Annotated in this window: 18 protein-coding genes and 1 riboswitch; of the genes, 11 read left to right on the plus strand and 7 right to left on the minus strand. The window is 74.1% G+C overall.

Annotated elements, in window-relative coordinates; genetic code table 11:
* Nucleotides 1-4: 4 nt before the first annotated feature.
* Nucleotides 5-214: a sulfur carrier protein ThiS gene (gene thiS / locus ACIBSV_RS13445; RefSeq protein WP_395862380.1), complete on the minus strand. Its 210-nt coding sequence runs from the start codon at nt 212-214 to the stop codon at nt 5-7.
* Nucleotides 211-1,377, minus strand: a complete 1,167-nt coding sequence (thiO, locus tag ACIBSV_RS13450) for a glycine oxidase ThiO (RefSeq protein WP_395862382.1) — start codon at nt 1,375-1,377, stop codon at nt 211-213. Before thiO ends, thiS begins: the two co-directional genes overlap by 4 nt.
* Nucleotides 1,373-1,484, minus strand: a riboswitch (TPP riboswitch). (Overlaps the previous gene by 5 nt.)
* A gap of 114 nt (nt 1,485-1,598) precedes the next feature.
* On the opposite strand from thiO, the gene ACIBSV_RS13455 reads away from it, so the two are divergent.
* The 4 genes from ACIBSV_RS13455 (at nt 1,599) to ACIBSV_RS13470 (ending at nt 4,414) form a co-directional block, all read left to right on the plus strand.
* Nucleotides 1,599-2,783, plus strand: a complete 1,185-nt coding sequence (locus ACIBSV_RS13455) for an NAD(P)/FAD-dependent oxidoreductase (RefSeq protein ID WP_395862383.1) — start codon at nt 1,599-1,601, stop codon at nt 2,781-2,783.
* An 88-nt stretch (nt 2,784-2,871) separates the two neighbouring features.
* Nucleotides 2,872-3,237, plus strand: a complete 366-nt coding sequence (locus ACIBSV_RS13460; RefSeq protein ID WP_395862385.1) for an Rv2175c family DNA-binding protein — start codon at nt 2,872-2,874, stop codon at nt 3,235-3,237.
* A gap of 10 nt (nt 3,238-3,247) precedes the next feature.
* Nucleotides 3,248-3,892 carry a thiamine phosphate synthase gene (gene thiE / locus ACIBSV_RS13465; RefSeq protein WP_395862387.1) on the plus strand — a complete coding sequence of 215 codons (645 nt, stop codon included), beginning with the start codon at nt 3,248-3,250 and terminating at the stop codon, nt 3,890-3,892.
* A 36-nt stretch (nt 3,893-3,928) separates the two neighbouring features.
* Nucleotides 3,929-4,414 (plus strand): ribonuclease domain-containing protein, encoded by a 486-nt coding sequence (locus ACIBSV_RS13470; RefSeq protein WP_395862389.1) that lies wholly within the window; start codon nt 3,929-3,931, stop codon nt 4,412-4,414.
* A gap of 526 nt (nt 4,415-4,940) precedes the next feature.
* On the opposite strand, the gene ACIBSV_RS13475 is transcribed toward ACIBSV_RS13470, so the two are convergent.
* Nucleotides 4,941-6,032 carry a polyprenyl synthetase family protein gene (locus tag ACIBSV_RS13475; RefSeq protein ID WP_395862391.1) on the minus strand — a complete coding sequence of 364 codons (1,092 nt, stop codon included), beginning with the start codon at nt 6,030-6,032 and terminating at the stop codon, nt 4,941-4,943.
* Between the two features lie 144 nt (nt 6,033-6,176).
* Between ACIBSV_RS13475 and metF the strand changes: the two genes are divergently transcribed.
* Nucleotides 6,177-7,094 (plus strand): methylenetetrahydrofolate reductase [NAD(P)H], encoded by a 918-nt coding sequence (metF, locus tag ACIBSV_RS13480; RefSeq protein WP_395862393.1) that lies wholly within the window; start codon nt 6,177-6,179, stop codon nt 7,092-7,094.
* A gap of 70 nt (nt 7,095-7,164) precedes the next feature.
* Nucleotides 7,165-7,458, plus strand: coding sequence for a hypothetical protein (locus ACIBSV_RS13485; protein ID WP_395862395.1), 294 nt, complete (start codon nt 7,165-7,167; stop codon nt 7,456-7,458).
* A gap of 4 nt (nt 7,459-7,462) precedes the next feature.
* On the opposite strand, the gene ACIBSV_RS13490 is transcribed toward ACIBSV_RS13485, so the two are convergent.
* Nucleotides 7,463-8,950, minus strand: coding sequence for a phytoene desaturase family protein (locus ACIBSV_RS13490; protein WP_395862397.1), 1,488 nt, complete (start codon nt 8,948-8,950; stop codon nt 7,463-7,465).
* 560 nt (nt 8,951-9,510) lie between these two features.
* Nucleotides 9,511-10,377 carry a 1-aminocyclopropane-1-carboxylate deaminase/D-cysteine desulfhydrase gene (locus ACIBSV_RS13495; RefSeq protein WP_395862399.1) on the minus strand — a complete coding sequence of 289 codons (867 nt, stop codon included), beginning with the start codon at nt 10,375-10,377 and terminating at the stop codon, nt 9,511-9,513.
* A 322-nt stretch (nt 10,378-10,699) separates the two neighbouring features.
* Between ACIBSV_RS13495 and ACIBSV_RS13500 the strand changes: the two genes are divergently transcribed.
* From ACIBSV_RS13500 to ACIBSV_RS13520, 5 genes are all read left to right on the plus strand, one after another.
* Nucleotides 10,700-10,987 (plus strand): DUF6504 family protein, encoded by a 288-nt coding sequence (locus tag ACIBSV_RS13500; protein ID WP_395862401.1) that lies wholly within the window; start codon nt 10,700-10,702, stop codon nt 10,985-10,987.
* Between the two features lie 12 nt (nt 10,988-10,999).
* Complete coding sequence (locus ACIBSV_RS13505) at nt 11,000-11,497, plus strand: SAV_6107 family HEPN domain-containing protein (RefSeq protein WP_395862403.1); 498 nt, start codon at nt 11,000-11,002, stop codon at nt 11,495-11,497.
* Nucleotides 11,498-12,230: 733 nt separating this feature from the next.
* Nucleotides 12,231-12,989: a methyltransferase domain-containing protein gene (locus ACIBSV_RS13510; protein WP_395862405.1), complete on the plus strand. Its 759-nt coding sequence runs from the start codon at nt 12,231-12,233 to the stop codon at nt 12,987-12,989.
* A 54-nt stretch (nt 12,990-13,043) separates the two neighbouring features.
* Complete coding sequence (gene dinB / locus ACIBSV_RS13515) at nt 13,044-14,252, plus strand: DNA polymerase IV (RefSeq protein ID WP_395862407.1); 1,209 nt, start codon at nt 13,044-13,046, stop codon at nt 14,250-14,252.
* Between the two features lie 280 nt (nt 14,253-14,532).
* A complete protein-coding gene (locus ACIBSV_RS13520) occupies nt 14,533-14,925 on the plus strand; it encodes a DUF3040 domain-containing protein (RefSeq protein ID WP_395862409.1) in 393 nt (130 codons plus the stop codon).
* A 235-nt stretch (nt 14,926-15,160) separates the two neighbouring features.
* On the opposite strand, the gene ACIBSV_RS13525 is transcribed toward ACIBSV_RS13520, so the two are convergent.
* Entirely contained in the window at nt 15,161-17,596 is a 2,436-nt protein-coding gene (locus ACIBSV_RS13525) for a transglutaminaseTgpA domain-containing protein (RefSeq protein ID WP_395862411.1), read from the minus strand.
* Nucleotides 17,593-18,996: a DUF58 domain-containing protein gene (locus ACIBSV_RS13530; protein ID WP_395862413.1), complete on the minus strand. Its 1,404-nt coding sequence runs from the start codon at nt 18,994-18,996 to the stop codon at nt 17,593-17,595. Before ACIBSV_RS13530 ends, ACIBSV_RS13525 begins: the two co-directional genes overlap by 4 nt.

Genomic DNA, 18,996 nt, shown 5'->3' on the forward strand with positions numbered 1-18,996 from the left:
CCGGTCATCCTCCCTGGACGGCGGTCAGCACCTCGACGCGGCTGCCCGCGTCGAGCACGGTCTCGGCCCACGCGCCGCGCGGCACCACGGACTCGTCCACCGCGACCGCGACACCCTTGGCGGCGGTGGTCAGCGTGGCCACGAGGTCGGCGACGGTGGTGCCGTCCGCGACGCGGCGCCGGTCGCCGTTGACAAAGACCTCGATGTCGTTCATGCCATCACCTCTCGGGCGGCGCTCGCGAAGCGGTCGGGCCCGAAGGGCGCGATGAGTTCGGGGGTGGTGCCGTGCGCGAGCGCCTCGGCCACGGTGTCGGCGGTGATCGGGGTGAGCAGGATGCCGTGCCGGTAGTGGCCGGTGGCCACCACCAGGCCGGCCAGCGCGGAACGACCCAGGATCGGCGCGTTGTCCGGGCTGCCGGGGCGCAGCCCGGCGAGCGTCTCCATCAAAGGCAGCTCGGTGATGCCGGGGACGAGTTCGTGCGCGTCGCGCAGGAGTTCGTACACGCCGCCGGCGGTGACCTCGGTGTCGTGCCCGAGTTCGTGCTCGGTCGCGCCGATCACCAGTTCGCCGTCCGCGCGCGGCACCAGGTACATGCTGCCGCCCTTGACCACGCCCCGGACGTTGCGGGACAGCAGCGGCAGCAGGGCCGGCGGCACCCGCAGGCGCAGGATCTCGCCCTTGACCGGGCGCACCGGCGGGACCGCCTCCGGCGGCAGGCCGGGGATCAGCGCCGAGCGGGCGCCCGCCGCGAGCAGCACCTGATCCGCGATCAGGTCGCGCCCGTCGGGCAACCGCACGCCGTACGCGCGCTCGTCGGCGACCAGGACGCGCTCGACGCGCTCGCGGACGAAGCCGACACCGGCCCGCGCGCAGGCCGCGAGCAGCGCCGCGACCAGCAGGCGGTTGTCGATCTGGTGGTCGTCCTCGACATGCAGGCCGCCGGTGATCGCCGGGGACAACATCGGTTCGAGCCGGCGGCACTCGCGGCTGGTCAGCCAGGACGAGTGCAGGCCCAGCCGCTGCTGGTGGGCGTGCAGGTCCTTGAGTACGGCCCGGTCGTCCGCGTCCAGCGCGACCGCGATCGTGCCGCACGCGCGGTAGCCCGAGGGCAGGCCCGCGGCCTCGGCCAGCTCGGCCGCGAACTCGGGGTAGCGCCGGGCCGATTCGATGCTCAGCCGGAGCAGGCTCTCCTCGCCGTACTGGAGTTCGGAGACGGGGGTGAGCATGCCGGCCGCGGCGTGCGAGGCGCCCGCGCCCGGGGTCGGGTCGACCACGGTGACGGCCAGTCCGTACCGGGTGCGCGCGCGCCACGCGACGGACAGCCCGGCGACGCCCGCGCCGACCACCACGACATCGGTGGTGGGGATGGTGGACATGGTGAGGGGAACTCCCTTCGCCGGTATGACCCGGATCAGGTTCGGACGGTCGGGGGCTCGCAGCCCCCCTCTCAGCCCGGTCTCACCGGGCTCCCGTGACCTCTCCACACTACGACACCGGTTTCGCGTGCCCCGGGGTGCCCGAGTGCGTCCGAGATGTCCTTGACTGAGTCAAGACCCTGCCCGCCGGTCGCGCCGGGGCGCGTCATAGGGTGCCCCGCATGGACAACGTGCTCGTCGTGGGTGCCGGCATGGCCGGCCTGCAAACCGTGGTGGCGCTGCGGGACCAGGGGTACGCCGGGCGCGTCACCCTGCTCGGCGCCGAGGCGCACGCGCCGTACGACCGGCCGCCGTTGTCGAAGGAGGTGCTCGCGGGCAAGACCGACGACACGTCCTTCGAGGCGGACTGGGCCGCGCTGGAGACCGAGGTGCTGTTCGGCCGGACCGCGACGGGACTGCGACCGGGCGCGGTGGACACCGACGCGGGACCGGTCGCCTTCGACCGCCTGGTGATCGCGACCGGCTCGCGCGTGCTCAACCTGCCCGGCGCGGGGGAGGTGCCCGGCGTGCACGTGCTGCGCACCATCGACGACGCCCGCGCGCTGCGCGCCGCACTGGTGCCCGGCGCGCACGTGGTGATCGTCGGCGCGGGCTGGATCGGCGCCGAGGTGGCCACCGCCGCGGCCGCCGCCGGCTGCCCGACCACCGTGGTCGAGGCCCTGCACACCCCGCTCGCCGGCCCCTTCCCCGACGCCATCGGCGAACGCTTCGTGCCGTGGTACGCCGAGGCCGGCGTGGAACTGCTGCTGGGCGCGCGGGTGGATCGCCTGGAGCCGGGCGCGGTACACCTGACCGACGGCCGCCGGCTGCGCGCGGACGCGATCGTGGTCGGCATCGGGGTGCGCCCGGCCACCGAGTGGCTGGCCGACTCCGGTGTGGCCGTCAACGACCGCGGCTTCGTCGAGGTGGACGACCACCTGGCCACCTCGGTGCCCGGGGTGTACGCGGTCGGCGACTGCGTGGACTTCCCGTCCGCCCGCTACGGCACCCGGATGAACGTCGAGCACTGGGACAACGCGCTCCAGGCACCGCGCGTGCTGGTGGCCAACCTGCTCGGCGGCGACCAGGCGTACGACCCGGTCCCGTATTTCTGGTCCGACCAGTTCGGTCGGATGGTCCAGTACGTCGGCCGGCACGGCGCGGGCGAGGAACTCGTCTTCCGCGGCGCGGGCCAGGACGGCAAGTGGGCCGCGGGCTGGTTCGCCGGCGACCGGCTGACGGCGCTGCTCGCCGTCGCCCGGCCGCGCGACCTGGCCCAGGGCCGCAAGCTCGTGCAACTGGGCACGCCGGTGGACCGGGAGCGGTTCGCCGACCCCGAGAACCCGCTCAAGTCGGTCGCGCGCTGACCGCGGTCGGGCCGCGCCGTGCCGCACCGGGCCGTACCGGGCCGGGCGCCGGCCGGCCGGCCCGGCCGCGGAACCTAAACTTGGCCGGGTGAGCGAGATCGACGCCAAAACAGAAGCCCTCGTCCCCGCCTGGGTGACACTCCCCGACATCGCCGAGATCCTCGGTGTGGACATCCTGAAGGTCCGGCAGCAACTCAAGGAGCGCAAGTTCCTGGCCGTGCGCCGCGGCGAGCACCGGGCCCTCCAGGTACCCGCCGACTTCTTCCAGGACGGCAACATCGTCAAGGGCCTGGTCGGCACGCTGACCCTGCTCGCGGACTCCGGGTTCACCGACGAGGAGGCGCTGGAGTGGTTGTTCACCGCGGACGACACGCTCCCGGGCACGCCGGTGCAGGCGCTCCAGGAGAACCGGATGACCGAGGTGCGTCGCCGCGCCCAGGCGCTGGCGATCTGAGGCCGGGCCGATGACGAGCCGACAGGAACGGCTGGCCGCCGCGCGCCTGTACCTGTGCACCGACGCGCGCGAGCGCCAGGGCGACCTGCCCGCGTTCCTGGACGCGGTCCTGGGCGCGGGCGTGGACATCGTGCAACTGCGGCAGAAGGGCCTGGAGGCCCGGCCCGAACTCGGATACCTCCAGGTGTTCGCGGACGCGTGCCGCCGCCACGGCGCGCTGCTCGCGGTCAACGACCGCGCGGACGTCGCGCACGCGATCGGCCCCGACGTGCTGCACCTGGGACAGGACGACCTGCCCGTCCCGGCCGCGCGCGCGATCATCGGCGGCGACGTGCTGATCGGCCGGTCCACGCACGCCGAGGCCGAGGTGGACGCGGCGATCCTCGAGCCCGGGGTGGACTACTTCTGCACCGGGCCGGTCTGGCCCACCCCGACCAAGCCGGGCCGACCCGCGCCGGGCCTGGACCTGGTCCGCTACACCGCGGCGCTGCGCCCGACCCGGCCGTGGTTCGCGATCGGCGGCATCGACCGGGACAACCTGGACGAGGTGCTGGCCGCGGGTGCCGACCGCGTGGTGGTCGTACGCGCGATCACCGAGGCCGCGGACCCGGCGAAGGCAACGGCGGAATTCGTCCGGCGACTCGCCGGGCGCTGACCCGGCGCGCGCGAGACGGCGTGACAATATCCGGCCATGTCCGGTTCTCGGCGGCGTGCTCTCGTCGTTGTCACGCTGCTCGCGCTCGTCGCCGCGCTCGCTCTGGCCTTCGCGCTCACCCGGGACGACGGCGACGGCGGCACCCGCGCGAGTGCGCCGCCCACCACGGCGACCATCCGCACCGGCGCGACCGCCCCCGGACCGCTCGGGTCCACCGCCGCGCGCCCCGACTGGGTGCCCGCCGGGATGCGCACCGTCGCCGCGGCGCGGCTGCCGGCCGAGGCCCGCGAGACGCTGCGCCTGATCGCGGCGGGCGGGCCGTTCCCCTACAACCGCGACGGCGTCGTCTTCGGCAACCGGGAGAAGCTGCTGCCGGCGGAGCCCGACGGGTACTACCGCGAGTACACGGTCCGCACGCCGGGCGCTGCCGATCGCGGCGCGCGCCGGATCGTCACGGGCAGGAACACCGAGCGCTACTACAGCGACGACCACTACGCGAGCTTCGCGGCCGTGCTGCCCTGAGCGGGTGCGCCGGCTCGCACGAAGGGGTCGACTCTGCGGGTGGGTGCCGGCGCCGGCACCGGTCCTGGGCCGATCGGGTGGTTGGCCTCGCGGATGGGCTATTCCGGCCGGACCGGGCGGAGCAAGCGGCCAGACTGCCGAGATGGACACACCCGACGTTCGATGTCGTCCGGGGTCCGCAGAGGATGCCCGCGACCACGACCTGCCGCACCCCGCGACGGTGCCGACCACCTCGACGGGCCCGGCGAAGCCGTCGATCCCCGGGCCCAGAGCCGGCGCCGAACACTCGCGGCCCCACCCGGGCACGACATCCGACGGCGGCGCCGCGCTGCTGTTCCCGCTGTTCGTGCTCGCCGCGATGATCGGCGGGATCTACCTGATCGGCCGCAACCCGCCCCAGGCACTGCTCGAGGCCGACGAGACGCACGGCCCGCACCCCTCCCGGGGCCGGGCGTCCGAGCCGGAGCGGCCCCGCCCCGCGGCCCTGGGCGCACCGTTCGCGGTCGGCGACGCCGCGGACGCCGGACTAGACGCTGCGCACGGTGGCGGCGTCGGCCAGCTCACGCAGCACTTCGCGCGCGTCCTCGGCGATCGGCGCGACGGCCAGGGCGGCGAGGGCCCGCTCGGTCAGCTCGGTGATCATCGTCTCCACGTCGGCGAGCGCGCCGGTGTCCTCGATCACCGCGCGCAATTCCTTGACCCCGGTGTCGCTCAGCGCGGGATCGCCGAGCAGCGCGGTCAGCACCTCGGCCTGCGCGGCGTCGGCCCGCTCGCCGGCGAGCGCCAGCAGCACGGTGCGCTTGCCCTCGCGCAGGTCGTCGCCGGCGGGCTTGCCGGTCCGCTCGGGGTCACCGAAGACGCCGAGCACGTCGTCACGGAGTTGGAACGCCTCACCGAGCGGGAGCCCGTACGCGGAGTAGGCGTCCAGGGCGGCCCGATCGGCGCCGGCCAGCGCGGCACCCACGTGCAGGGGGCGTTCGATCGTGTACTTGGCGGACTTGAACCGCATCACGCGCCGTGAGCGCTCGACCGAGCCGCCGCCCATCGCCTGCTCCAGCACGTCGAGGTACTGGCCCGCCATCACCTCGGTGCGCATCACGTCGAACAACGGCTTGGCCGCGCGCAGTGCCCGGTCGTCCACACCGCTCGCGCCGAACATCTCGTCGCACCAGGACAGGCACAGGTCGCCGAGCAGGATCGCCGCCGCCGAGCCGAACGACTCGCCCGAGCCGACCCAGCCGCTCGTCGCGTGCAGGCCCTCGAACCGGCGGTGCACCGCGGGCTTGCCGCGCCGGGTGTCGCTGCTGTCCATCAGGTCGTCGTGGATCAGCGCGCTGGCCTGGAGCAATTCCAGCGCGGTGGCCGCGCGCACGATCGCGGCATCCTCCGCGTCCGGTCCCGCGATACCGCGCCAGCCCCAGTAGCAAAAGCCCGGCCGCAGCCGCTTGCCGCCGTCGAGCACGAAGTCGCTCAGTGCCGCGGTGACCGGGACCATGCCCTCGCCCACGTCGGCGAGCACCTCGGCCTGACGGTCCATGAACTCGCCCAGCGCGGCATTGACGCGCTGCCGCAGGCCGTCCCGGTCCAGGGGATGTACGGGGAAGGAATCGGCAGCCATGGAGTCTTCCGTCGAGGGCGATGAAACGGTGGGGAAGTACGGGGCAGCCTAACTTGCGCCCGGTCCGGCCATCCGGAGCAGCCCGGCCGTCTCGCGGAGTGGGAAGACGTTCTCGTCCGCGTGACCGCCGGATAACCTGCGTACATGTCTCTCGGTGCCGCATCCACTCGGATCAGTCGAACCCCCGCCATTCGCGATCTGCTCGCGAGCGGCACCCGGTCCTTCTCGTTCGAGTTCATGCCACCCAGGAGCGAGAAGGGCACCCGCACACTGTGGGATGCCATCCGTCGGGTCGAGGCGCTGGCGCCGACCTTCGTCTCGGTCACCTACGGCGCGGGCGGCTCCAGCCGGGGCATGACCGTGGACACCACCGAACGGATCGCCACCGAGACCACGCTCACCCCCGTGGGCCACCTGACCGCGGTCGGGCACACCCGCGCCGAGCTGCGCAACATCATCGGGCAGTACGCCGACGCGGGCGTGCGCAACGTGCTCGCGCTGCGCGGCGACCCGCCCGGCGACCCGAAGGGCGAGTGGGTCGCCCACCCGGACGGCTTCACCTACGCGATCGAGCTGGTCGAGCTGCTGCGCGCGTCCGGCGACTTCTGCGTGGGCGTCGCGGCGTTCCCGGAGATGCACCCGCGTTCGACGAACTGGGAAGAGGACATCCGGCACTTCGTGGCCAAGTGCCGGGCCGGCGCCGACTACGCGATCACCCAGATGTTCTTCTCGGTCGAGGACTACCTGCGGCTGCGCGACCGGGTGGCGGCGGCCGGCTGCGACATCCCGATCATTCCCGAGGTGATGCCGGTCACCAGCCCGACCACGCTGGTGCGGGCGGACGAGCTGAGCGGCTGCAGGGTGCCGGCCGAGCTGGCGGTGGCGGTCGAGGCGGTCGCCGACGACCGGGCCGCGGTGCGCGCGATCGGCGTGGAGTACGCGACCCGGATGTCCGAGCGGCTGCTCGCCGAGGGCGCGCCGGGACTGCACTTCATCACCCTCAACCGATCCACCGCGACCACCGAGATCTACCAGAACCTCGGGCCTCACGAAGGCGGCTGATCCGGTTCGGCCCCAACGACCGGTTCACCCTTTAGGGTGAGGCAACGCGCCGGTAACGAAGGGATCTACCGTGCAGCTCGGCTTGGTGGTGCTCTACATCCTGTTCGTGCCGATCGGGTTGTGGTTGCTGACCGAGGTGCTGTGGCAGCACGGCGCGCCGTTCCGCTACCGCGTGCTCGCCTTCGTCGGCTTCGTCGGTGTGGCCGCAGGCGTGGGGATCAAGAACCCGGTGCTGGTCGGCATCGGCGTGTTCTGCTTCGCCGTGGGCCAGTTCCTGACCACGCGCTACGTGCGCAAGGCCTACCACCACGGCTGGACGGTCAGCGGCCGGCGCCCGAAGGGCCGCCGCGCCAAGGCCCGCTGACGCCTCACGCGCGCCCGATCAGCTCCGCCACCAGCGCCGCGGACATGCCCACCCGGGTCAGACCGCCACCCGGATGGGCGCTCGCGCCGACCGAGAACAGTCCCGGTACGGCCGACCGGTTCGGGACCCGGCGCGGTGCGGTGCGCGGACCGTCGGCGCCCGCGCCCGGCACCTCGCCGCCCGGGGCGCCGGTCTGCTCCGCCAGGTCGGCGGGCGTGCGCAGCTCCGACCACAACACCCGGTCGCGGACGTCCAGACCGCGACGGGCCATCAGGTCGAGCACGGTCGCCGGGTAGGCGGCCCGGACGGCGGCCGAGTCCCAGTCCACCGCGCCGTGCCGAGGCACCCGCAGTTGTACCGTCCACGCGCTGTGCCCCTCGGGGGCCAGCGCCGGGTCGTCGGGGGCCAGTACGCACAGCGAGGGATCGACCGGCGGCGCCGCGCGGCGCGCGAACAGCGCGTCCGGCTCGTGCCCGGGATCGTCCGCGAACAGGTAGGTGCGGTGCGGCGTCCCGGCGGAGCCGCCGCGCAGCGCGAGATGCAGTTCGAGCATCGCCGAGGAGGCCGGCACCCGCCCTGCCCCGCCGGTCCTCGCGGCCGGCAGCAGCCCGGCGCTTTCGGGGTCGGTGGGCAGGTCGGTGATCACGACGTCGGCGTCGAGCCGGCCGCCGTCGGCCAGCAGTACGCCGGCGACCCGCCCGCCGGCGCGTTCGATCGAGATCACCTCGGTGTCGGTGCGCACCTTCACCTTCCGCTGCACGCAGCGCGCGTGCAGCGCCTGGGTCATCCGGTGCAGACCGCCGCGCACCCACCACACCCCGAAGGTCTCCTCCAGGTACGGCAGCGTCGCCAGCGTCGCGGGTGCCTTGCCCGGGTGGCAGCCCGCCTCGGCGGCGAAGCGCTCCAGGTGGGCGCGCAGCCGCAGGTCGCCCAGGTGGGTCCGACCCAGCGAGCGCAGCGAGCGCCACGGCGCGGTCACCCGCAGGTCGGCCCGCCCGCCCGCGCTGCGCAGCCGCTCGGCGCGCTGTGCGGGATCGGCCAGGAGCGGCGCCTCGAAGAAGCTCTTGCGCGTGACGCCCCACATCTCGCCGGCGCGGTGCAGCAGCCGCTGCCAGTCGTCGCCCGCGCCCGGCCCGAACCCGGACTCGAACGCCTCGTGGGTCCCGGACCGGGACGCGTTGGGGATGTCCACGACGGTGCGCGCGCCGCTCGCGGCGGCGAACGACTCGCGGGTGGGTGTGGCGATCGGGACCAGGTCCACGACGTCCTCGATGGCGGCGCCGGTCTTGAGGAACAGGTCGCGGTAGACGGCCGGCAGCGTGAGCAGCCCGGGCCCGGTGGTGAAGGTGAAGCCGTCCCGCACGATCGACCCGGACAGTCCGCCGGTCGCCGACGACCGTTCGCAGATGGTCACCTCGTGCCGAAGCGTGGCCAGCCGAGCGGCCACCGCCAACCCACCCATACCTGCGCCGACAACCACAATGCGAGCCACGGTGGCACAGCGTATATGCGGGTGAGGGGGATCAGGCCCGCCCCCCGGGCCTGATCCCCCTCACCGTCCCGCGACCGCTCCCCACGGTCCACGGGCCCACCCCCCAGCGGGTCACGATTGGTAAGACTCGCGACCCGGGCAGAGGGTTGTACGCGCGGGGAAAATTTCTTTCCACCGCGGGCAACCCGGGTCGAAAGTCGTGATCAAGGCGGATATGGGCGGTGATACTCATGCCCGCCACTGAGTATTCGTACGGATGTTCCGCCACCGGACCGACCGGCACAGTGGTCGGCACGGGGAAGCGCCCATACACAACCTCGGGGGGAGGGCCGTTCGGGGGGACGGCGGGGCGCGGCGACATCGGGACGGACGACGGGGGCGTCGGTCGGTCCCGGTGGGCGACGACCGGCACGGGGGAGCCGGGTCGTTCGAGGCGTCGGTACTGCCGCGGGGGCGGCGGGACCGACGCCTTTCGCATGCCGCATGCCGCATGCCGCATGCGCGTCGCGAGACCGGGCCGCGGTTCGGGGCCGCGGCTCGGGGCCGGCGGCGGGTCGGGCTCAGCCGGTGACCACCGCGACCAGTCGGGTGCCCGGCGCGAACGTGCCGCGCTCGGCGAGGGCGAACAGGCCGAACAACATCTTGCCGACGTAGATCGGTTCGGGTGCGAAGTCGTGTCGGGCCGCGAAGTCGGCTAGGAAGGCGTCCAGTTCCGGGCCGCGCCGCGCGTAGCCGCCGTGGTGGAAGTCGTGCTCCACGTGCCAGTTCTCGGTCGGCGCGCCGTACGTGCGCCGTTGGAGGTCGGCCACCTCGTCGGCGAGGAAGCCGCCCTTCAGCGCCGCGAAGCCGATCGCGCGCCGTCCGGGCGGCAGGCCCGCCGCGACGCCGGCCAGCGTGCCGCCGGTGCCCACCGCGACGCAGACCGTGTCCAGGTCCTCGCCGAGCTCGGCCGGCAGTTCCGCGCAGCCGCGCACGGCGGCCTCGTTGCTGCCGCCCTCCGGGAGCACGTACGCGGGGCCGTGCGCGGCGAGCAGCCGATCGAGTACGCGCGGCGTGTGCTTGGCGCGGTAGGTCGCGCGGTCCGTGAACACCAGCCGCATGCCGTGTTCGACGGCGAAGGCGAGCGACGGGTTGAGCGGGCGGTCGGCGAGTTCCTCGCCACGCACCACGCCCACCGTTGCCAGCCCGTGCGCGCGGCCGGCGGCGGCGGTGGCCCGCAGGTGGTTGGAGTACGCGCCGCCGAAGGTCAACAACGTGCGCTGCCCCTGCTCACGGGCCGCCACCAGGTTGTACTTCAGCTTTCGCCACTTGTTGCCGGGCACCTCGGGATGGATCAGGTCGTCCCGTTTGAGCGCGAGTCGCAGGCCGCGGGCGGTCAGTCGGGGATCGGACAGCTCGCGCAGCGGCGAGGGCAGACGTGGGCGCACCCGGACAAGGGTGGCACGCCGGGGTCGGCCCGCCGGGCTGTCGGTGTCGCCTGTCACGGTGGAGGACGTGGGGGGCGACCGCTCTCGACGGCGGATCGAGTGGACTCGAACATGCTCGAACATCGCTCGAACACGACGGTTCGCCCGGGACTGCGGCAATGACGTTGACGTGGGTGGGGGAGCGAGCTTTACTGGCAAACGAGATCGAACTTTTGTTCGAGAAAGAGTTCGACTCGAACGGCACGGGGCAACCGGATGGGTAGCCCGGGTCGGCGGTGCGTGGGGAAGCGCATCGCCGATCCCCCGGCAGAGGAGGAGCGGCATGACGCGTCTGCACACCGACCCGGTGGAGGTGCTGCGCAGTGGTGGGGACCCCGCGCGGTTCCTGTGGCACGACCGGCTCTACGTGGTCCGGGAGGTGATCGGGCACTGGGTCGAGACCGGCGAGTGGTGGCAACACGCGCGCTCGCGGACCGCCGTCGTGGCGACGGGGGAGCGTGAGGTGTGGCGTGTGGAGGCCGGTGCCGGTCGCAGTGCGCCGTTGGGTGTGTACGACCTCAGCCTGGACGCCGGCGCCGGGACCTGGACGCTGGCGCGGACCGCCGATTGAGGAGGTGGCTTCGTGAGCTCGAGCGCGAGTCTGAACCAGTCCGCCCACATACCCGAGCCGCCGCCGATCCGACGGGCGCCCGTGCGCTGGTCGTCCGCCCCGCGCGGCGCGCTCGATCTGCTGGCCCAGGCTCGGCGCGGGCTCACCGAGGCCGCCGTCAACCGCGACGCCGCGGAGCGGTACGCCACGGCCCATCTGGCCGCGCTGCGCGTGGCCGCGGCCGTGCTGGCCGCTCGGGCACAGGCCGAGGACGAGCGTCCGGGCCGGCGCCGGCGGGCCCCGCGCAGCGCGTGGGAACTGCTGCCGAAGGTGGCGCCCGAGCTGACCGAATGGGCCGCCTTCTTCGCGTCCGGCGCCCGCAAGCGCGCCGCCGCCGAGGCGGGGCTGCCCGGCGCGGTCACCGGCCGCGAGGCGGACGACCTGATCCGCGACGTGGAGACCTTCTTCCGCCTGGTGGTGCGACTGCTCGCGCTGCCCCCGATCCCGGCCCCACCCCCTCCTATCGATTGAACGCACCACCCATGAACCGACCGAGTCGATCGAAGCGCCCGTTCGTCCACCCGCACGTCGCGTCCGGGCATTCGATGCGCTCCGGCGTCCCGCATCCGCACACGCTGATCGAGCGCACGGTCGAACACGGTCCGGACACGCTCGCGCCGACCGATCGGGACGGGGTGTACGGCGCCGTCGCGCGCGGGTGCGTCGCGGCGGGCATCCGGCCCGTCCGGGGCGCCGAGTTCGCGGTACCGCCGATCGAGCCGGCCGCCGCCGAAACGAGCCCGCGCCGACGCACCCCCGCGCGCGGCGGCGAATTCACCGACGCCGGACACCCCCGGGCCGCCGTGCTCGCCCGGGGCAGGGCCGGCCGGAGCGCGCTGTGCCGGCTGATCAGCGACGCGCACGGGCGCGACCGGGCCGACCCGGCGACCACGCGGGACGCGCTCGCCGCGGGCCACCGGCCGCCGGGAGCCGGGCGGCCGGTACGACGCGTGGAGCACCGGCGACCCCCCGGCCGTACAAGAACCGGTGGCCGCGTCGACACCCACCGGGCCCGCGCCCGCCACACGCCGCGTCCTGGTGCACACGGGCGGCTTCCGGATCCGCCCGTGCGCCGACCTGCGCCCGGCCGGCGGCCCCACCGAGCAGCCCCCGCACAAGCTCTGGCACGCCGGTCCCGGGAGCGCGGGATGACTTCCCTCGACGCCCTAAGGTGGAACCCGACCAGTTCCGGAGGAGGGTGTCCGTGTCCGACCAGACGCGCAGGCGCAGCTCGATGCGTACCGCCGTCGTGTGGCAGGTGCTGCGCGAGGCGTTGGACCGACGGGCCCGGGCGGCCGGACGGGACGTCCTGGACGTGCTCGACGCCGGTGGCGGAACCGGCAACCTCGCCGTGCCCATCGCCCGACTCGGCCACCGGGTCACCGTCGTCGACCCCAGCCCGGACGCGCTCGCCGCGTTCGAACGCCGGGCCGCCGAGGCCGGGGTCACCGACCTGGTCCGGGCCTACCAGGGCGACACACACGGTTTGTTCGACGTGGTCGAGCCGGACGCCGCCGACGTGGTGTTGTGCCACGGCGTGCTCGAGGTGGTCGACGACCCCTCGGCCGACCTCGCGCACATCGTCCGCGCCCTGCGCGCCGGCGGCACGCTCAGCCTGCTCGCGGCCAACCGCACCGGCGCGGTCCTGGCCCGTGCCCTCGCCGGGCACTTCGACCAGGCCCGCGACCTGCTCGTCGACCCCGCGGGCCGGTACGGTCCGACCGATCCGCTGCCGCGCCGGTTCACCGTCGCCGACCTCACCGGCCTGGTCGCCAAGGCCGGCCTCGAAGCCGGCCCCGTGCACGCGATCCGGGTCTTCGCCGACTTGGTCCCGGGCGTCCTGGTCGACGACCCGAGCTCCTTCGACGCCCTCCTGGACCTGGAGCGCGCCGCGGCCGAACAGCCCGAGTACCGCGCCCTGGCCACCCAACTGCACCTGCTGGCGAGCAAGCCGGCGGGCTGACCCCGACCCCGGTCGGGCCGACCCCGATCGGGTCCCCGGCCCGGGCGGTGCCGGATGAGCACCGCCCGATCCGCCTCGCCGGCGATCATGCACGTGGACATGGACGCCTTCTACGCGTCCGTCGAGATCCGCCGCAATCCCGCGCTGCGGGACACCCCCCTGGTGGTGGCCGGCCAGGGTCCGCGCGGAGTGGTGCTCTCCGCCACCTACGACGTGCGCGCGCTGGGTGTACACGCCGGCCAGGCCACCTCCCGGGCCCGCCGGCTCGCCCCGCACGCGGTGTTCCTGTCGCCGGACCACGACGACTACGGGCTGATCTCCGGCGGCGTCATGGAGGTGCTCCGCTCGATCACCTCGCACGTGGAGCCGCTGTCCCTGGACGAGGCGTTCCTGGACCTGACCGGCGTCACCCGCCGACTGGGCGCGCCGGAGACGGTCGGCGAGAGCATCCGCGCCCGGATCCTGGACGAACAGGGCATCACCTGCTCGGTCGGGATCGCCGACAACAAGTTCACCGCCAAACTGGCCGGCGCCCTGGCCAAGCCGAACGGCCTGCGCGTGGTCCGCCCCGAGGAGGTGGTGGACTTCCTGCACCCGCTCCCGGTGGACCGACTGTGGGGTGTCGGCGAACGCACCGGCGCGCTGCTCACCGATCTGGGCCTGACCACCATCGGTGACGTCGCACACACCCCGGTCGAGACGTTGAGCCGCGCGCTCGGTCCGGCCGCCGGTCGCGGACTGCACGAACTCGCGTGGGGCCGGGACCGGCGTCCGGTGATCCCGTCCGAACCCGAACGCAGTATCGGCGCCGAGGAGACTTTCCCCACCGACGTGGACGATCCGGTGGTGATCCGCCGCACACTGCTCGACCTGGCGCACCGCACCGCGAGCCGGTTGCGCCGGGCGAAGGTGGCCGGGCGGACCGTCACGATCAAGATCCGCTTCGCCGACTTCACCACGCTCACCCGGGCCAGGACGCTGCGCGAGGCCACCGACGTGGGCCACGAGATCTACGGCGTGGCCTGCGTGCTGCACGGCGCGCTGGGCCTGGAACGGGCCCGGCTGCGGCTGGTGGGCATCCGGGTGGAGGGCCTGGTCGGCGGCGCCCATCCGCGCCAACTGATGCTCGGCGAAAGGGTTCTGGGCCGACGCGAGGCGGAGCGCGCGGCCGACGCGGTGCGCGGCCGATTCGGCGACGCGGCGCTCACCTCGGCCGCGCTGCTGGCCCCCGGACCCCGCTCCCGGGGGCGTTCGGGGCGCTGAGCCAGACCCCCGGAAACGGCCTCGGCGACCGGGCGCGACCCGCGCGGCCCCGCCCCTCAGCGCGAACCCGCTCCGGCCGCATATCATCGAAGCCCTGACCGGGGGACATGAGCGTGCGCCGGACAGGGCAGGAGTGTCGACAGGGGCGGGAATCGACGTAGTGACCCATCATCCGGAAGCGGGCTTCGAGCCGGTGCCGAGGGTGGCTTTCACGACAGCGATTACCTGCCTATCCTGAAAGGGCCGCAAGGTCGCGTCGCGGCCGACGAAGGAGGACGCCGTGCCGCTCTCAGAGCACGAGCAGCGCATGCTTGAGCAGATGGAGCGAGCGCTCTACGCCGAAGATCCCAAATTCGCGACAGCGCTCGAAGCAGCCGGCATGCGCCGGCACACCCGGCGACGCACCGTTCAGGCGATCCTCGGATTCCTGCTCGGCATCGTCTTGTTGATGACCGGCATGATGGTCCAACAGATCTGGGTGAGCGTCATCGGCTTTCTGGCGATGCTCGGTGGGGCGCTCCTCGCGGTCACCGGCTGGCGCCGGGGACCCGCGACGGCCAACGCGGGCGAAGGCGGCGGCGCTCCCGGGCGCGCACCGCGCCGGCGCAAGGCCAAGGTGATGAACCGCATCGAGGACCGCTGGCGCCGGCGGCGCGAGGAGAACGGCAGCTGAGCGGAGCACGGCGGCCGACCCGTCCGATGCCCCAGGGCACGGTACGGGAGACTCGGTCACCGCCCGGTCGGGGCCGACCCGATGCCGACGAGTGTCGGCACGGGCGCGTCGACACATACGCATGAACGCCGGTGGCGGTGAACCCTTCGAAGGGTTCACCGCCACCGGCGTTTTCGTCTCCCGGCCCGGGACCCGCGTCTCCCGATCCGGACCGTCGTCGGTCCGACCGCCGCCCTCAGCCGACGTCGGCCGGCTTCGGCGCGGGTCCCGGGCCGTCGCTTCGACGCCGGCGGAGCCGATCGGTGAGCGCGTACCGGCGCTCGGCCAGGCTCGGCCGGCCCCGGCGGCGCAACGACGACGGGAGCAGCGTCGCGCGCAGTCGCCGGCCGCGGCCGGCCCGGGCCAGCAGGCCCTTGCGGACCGCCCGGACGTCCTCGCCCAGGCCCGGTTGCGGAGTCGGCGGGGTCTGCGCGTAGAGCAGCCGTTCGGTGGCGAGCGCGACGCGCGGCAGCGCCTCGCGGGCCGCGAGCACGGCGGCGTCCACCACGACGGGTTCGGCCTTCGTGTCGTCGGTGTCCGACGCCGCCCGGTCCGACAACACGCCCAGCAGCCGCTCGACCGCCTGGCGCGGGGTCTCCGCGCCGGAGGCCGGATGGCCCAGGTCGCGCGCGGTGTCGAGCACCTCGGCCCATCCGCCGAGTACGGGCCCGGCGCGATCGCCGGGTTCGGGGGCACTCCCCTGCGCCGCCGCGTTTCGGGTCAGCGCCGCGAGTCGGCGGCCCCGGACCCGGCCCCGGGTCAACATCGGTGCCGCCGCGAGCAGCACGACCAGCGCAATCCCGGTGCCGATCAGCAGCGTCCGGCCGGAGAGCCAGGGCCCGTTCGAGGAGCCCGCGGCGGTGACCGGCGCGGCGGACGCGGACGCCGACGGCGTGGCGCCCGGCGACGCCTGCGGCTGCTTGGTGGGCAGTTCGTCCGCGCTGTCGGGGGACGCGGAGGGCAGCACCGGCGCGACGTCCTGCTGGGCGTAGGAGGGCGAGTTGCCCCGCGAGGGGGTCGGCTCGAACCGGATCCAGCCCGCGCCGGAGAAGTACAACTCGGGCCACGCGTGCGCGTCGTGGCTGCTCACCTTGTAGGTCAGGTCGGTCTGCAGCGTGCCGGGGATGAAGCCGACCGCGACCCGCGCCGGGATGCCGAGCGTGCGGGCCATCACCGCCATCGCCGACGAGAACTGCTCGCAGTAGCCGACCTTCTGCTCCAGGAAGTTCTCCAGGGCGGAGGCGCCGTTGCCCTGCGGGACCTTGGTGTCGTAGCGGAACTGGCTCGACCGGGCGAACCATTCCTCCAGGTTGCGGGCCCGGTCGTAGGAGGTGCCGTTCCCGCCGATCTTGAGCGCCTGCCGGCGGACCCGGTCGACCATGTCGGGCGGCAGCGGCAGCGCCACGTACGGCGCGAGTGAGGGCGGCGGTGGTGGCGCGGCCTTGAGCTGGGCGGGCGTCGGTTCGACGTCCAGGCTGGTCACCGTCCAGCCCAGACCACGGGTGTCCTGCTTGTTGTCGGCGAGCAGCAGCCGCCCCTCGGCCTCGTAGCGCCAGGTGCCCTTCACCTGGACCTGCGTCGCCGGGTAGGGCATCGGCAGCGACAACTGCTTGTAGTTGTCGTCGGCCTCGATCCGGGTGGTCAACTCGGTCGTCCGTACCGCCGAATCCAGGCCCGCGGGCTTGGGGAACTCGCGCGGGACGTCGGTCAGCGGACGTTCGGAGGGCTGCCAGCTTCGGCCGTCGAACCGGTCCAGGGAGGAGAGCCGCAGGTAGACCGAGCCCGGTGTGGCCGCGGTGGTGCGGTAGCGCATGAGTTCGGTGTTCTCGGCCCGGTTCAGCTCGTCGGACAGCTTGACCACGGGGTTGATCGTGGTCAGTCGGCGCGACTTGGGTCCGTTGTCGTTCTTGTCGATCAGCCGGTTGGCGCTGAGCGGGATCAGCGCCGGGACCACGACGGCCACCGCGAGCGCGGCCACGCCGATCCGGCCGCCGCCGCGCGCGGGTGGGCGGTACTGCCGCATCGTGGGATGGCCCACCGGCGGCGGGGTCAGCGGCCGACCCCAGCGCAGCAGCCGCTCGCGGCCCTCGGCGAGCAGCAGCAGGACGTACGCCAGCGCCGCGATCAGGAAGATCGCCCAGCCCAGTCCGGACCGGGACAGCGCCGCGGGGACGCTGTAGAGCGCGAGCAGCGGCAGGCCCGCCGGGGCGGCCTGGGCGTAGGTCACCGCGATCAGGTCCACGAGCACGGCCATGCCGCCCATGACCAGCAGCAGGATCGCGATGATCCCGGGCGAGGCGGGCGCGGGGGCGGTGAACTCCCGGATGTCCTGCCCGCCCACCCGCAGCAGGTCCACGAACGCGTCGATGCTGCTCGGGGTGGGGATCGGGCCGCTGGCGTCCGGCACACACACCAGCAGCAGGTAGGGCACCAGCGCGGCGAGTTGGGTCAGTCCCACGATCGGGCGCGGCACCCGGATCCGCCGGGCGCCCTCGCCGACCAGGGCGACCAGGAGGATCGCGCCCAGTCCCTGCGCGATCCAGCCGCCCGTGTCGACCAGCGGGAGCAGTGAGGAAGACGTCAGCGCGGTCGCGAGTCCCGCGACCAGGGCCAGGCGGAGCCGACCGGTCATGACCGTTCCCCTTCATCGACGGTGCCGCCCCCGACCGTGGGCGCCGCACGCGGGCGCGGGGGCGGGGTCGAGCCGCCGGCCTCCGCGGCGGGCGCCGCGGGGGCGCTCGCGCGGGAGGTGCCGGCGAAGGACATCGAACCGGCGGCGGCCGGGTCGCCGACCCGTCCGGCCGAACGCCACAGTTCGGACAACCTGGTACCGGCCCGGGCGGACAACACCCGCCAGCCGGCCTGGCGCAGCAGGGCCACCGCGCTGTCGTGCGGCAGCGCGCCGGGCACCCGGCCCCACGTGCTCACGTCCAGGATCACCGCGACGCCTCGGCCGGATCGGTGACGGGCCCGGCCGAGCCGTTTGATGTCGTCCTCGGTCAGCGCGCCGAGCACGGCGACGGTCAGGCCGCCGCCGTTGGGGTCGCGCAGCGCGGGTTCGGCCTGGTCCAGCCCGGTCACCGGGACGGTCTCGACCACGGCCAGCGCGTCCAGCAGGAAGCCCTCCAGGTCGCCGGGCGCGGCCCGGATTCCCTCCAGGTCGCCGGCCAGCGCGTCGCCCTCGGAGTCGAGCAGTCGGGTGGTGTAGCCGCGCCGGCACAGGTGCACGCCCACGGACGCGGCGGCCGAGACGACCCACTCGAAGGACGAGGCCGGGCCGTCGCCCACGTGCGCGCCCGCGCGGGTGTCGATCAGTACGGTGGCCCGGTTCTGCCAGGCCTGTTCCTCGCGGCGCACCATCAGTTCGCCGCGGCGGGCGGTGGAGCGCCAGTGCACCCGGCGTACGTCGTCGCCGTGTCGGTACTCGCGCGGGACCACGTCCTCCTCACCGGACGCGGACACGTTGCGGGCGTGGCTGTCGCCGTACCCGGTCCACTCGCCGCCCAGGTCGACCGCGGGCAGCGGCTGGACCGCCGGGGTGACCACCAACGTGTCGCGCGCGGCGAAGGAACGGGTCAGCTCGCACATCCCGAACGGGTCGGCCATCCGCAGCCGCAGCGGTCCGACCGGGAAGCGCCCGCGCAGGTCCGAGCGGACCCGGTAGGACACGTGCCGATTGCCGTGCGGCTCGATCCGGTCGAGCACGAACCGGGGCCGCGAACCGAGCACGTAGGGCACGTGGTCCTCGAGCATCAGCAGGCCGGTGGGGATGCGCGAGACGTTGTCCACGCGCAGCCGCACCTGGGACTCGTGACCGGCCGCGACCCGGGGCGGCTCCAGCGCGCGGGCGCTGGTGACCAGGTGCCGGGTGCGCGCGACGATCAGCACCGACACCAGGGGCAGCGCGGTGAGCAGGAATCCGACCCGCAACAGGTCGCGTTGGCCCAGGATCACCGCGCAGATGCTCGCGGCGACCCCCGCCGCGAGGAAGGACCGCCCCCGCGTCGTCAGGCCGGACAGGGCGGTACGCAC

The sequence above is a fragment of the Embleya sp. NPDC050154 genome (assembly GCF_044460165.1).
Lineage (GTDB): Bacteria > Actinomycetota > Actinomycetes > Streptomycetales > Streptomycetaceae > Embleya.

Bases quoted from the DNA above. Each gene is read 5' to 3' on its own strand.
- thiS (WP_395862380.1), bottom strand. From the start codon at position 214: ATGAACGACATCGAGGTCTTTGTCAACGGCGACCGGCGCCGCGTCGCG.
- thiO (WP_395862382.1), bottom strand. From the start codon at position 1,377: ATGTCCACCATCCCCACCACCGATGTCGTGGTGGTCGGCGCGGGCGTC.
- ACIBSV_RS13455 (WP_395862383.1), top strand. From the start codon at position 1,599: ATGGACAACGTGCTCGTCGTGGGTGCCGGCATGGCCGGCCTGCAAACC.
- thiE (WP_395862387.1), top strand. From the start codon at position 3,248: ATGACGAGCCGACAGGAACGGCTGGCCGCCGCGCGCCTGTACCTGTGC.
- ACIBSV_RS13470 (WP_395862389.1), top strand. From the start codon at position 3,929: ATGTCCGGTTCTCGGCGGCGTGCTCTCGTCGTTGTCACGCTGCTCGCG.
- ACIBSV_RS13475 (WP_395862391.1), bottom strand. From the start codon at position 6,032: ATGGCTGCCGATTCCTTCCCCGTACATCCCCTGGACCGGGACGGCCTG.
- metF (WP_395862393.1), top strand. From the start codon at position 6,177: ATGTCTCTCGGTGCCGCATCCACTCGGATCAGTCGAACCCCCGCCATT.
- ACIBSV_RS13500 (WP_395862401.1), top strand. From the start codon at position 10,700: ATGACGCGTCTGCACACCGACCCGGTGGAGGTGCTGCGCAGTGGTGGG.
- dinB (WP_395862407.1), top strand. From the start codon at position 13,044: ATGAGCACCGCCCGATCCGCCTCGCCGGCGATCATGCACGTGGACATG.
- ACIBSV_RS13525 (WP_395862411.1), bottom strand. From the start codon at position 17,596: ATGACCGGTCGGCTCCGCCTGGCCCTGGTCGCGGGACTCGCGACCGCG.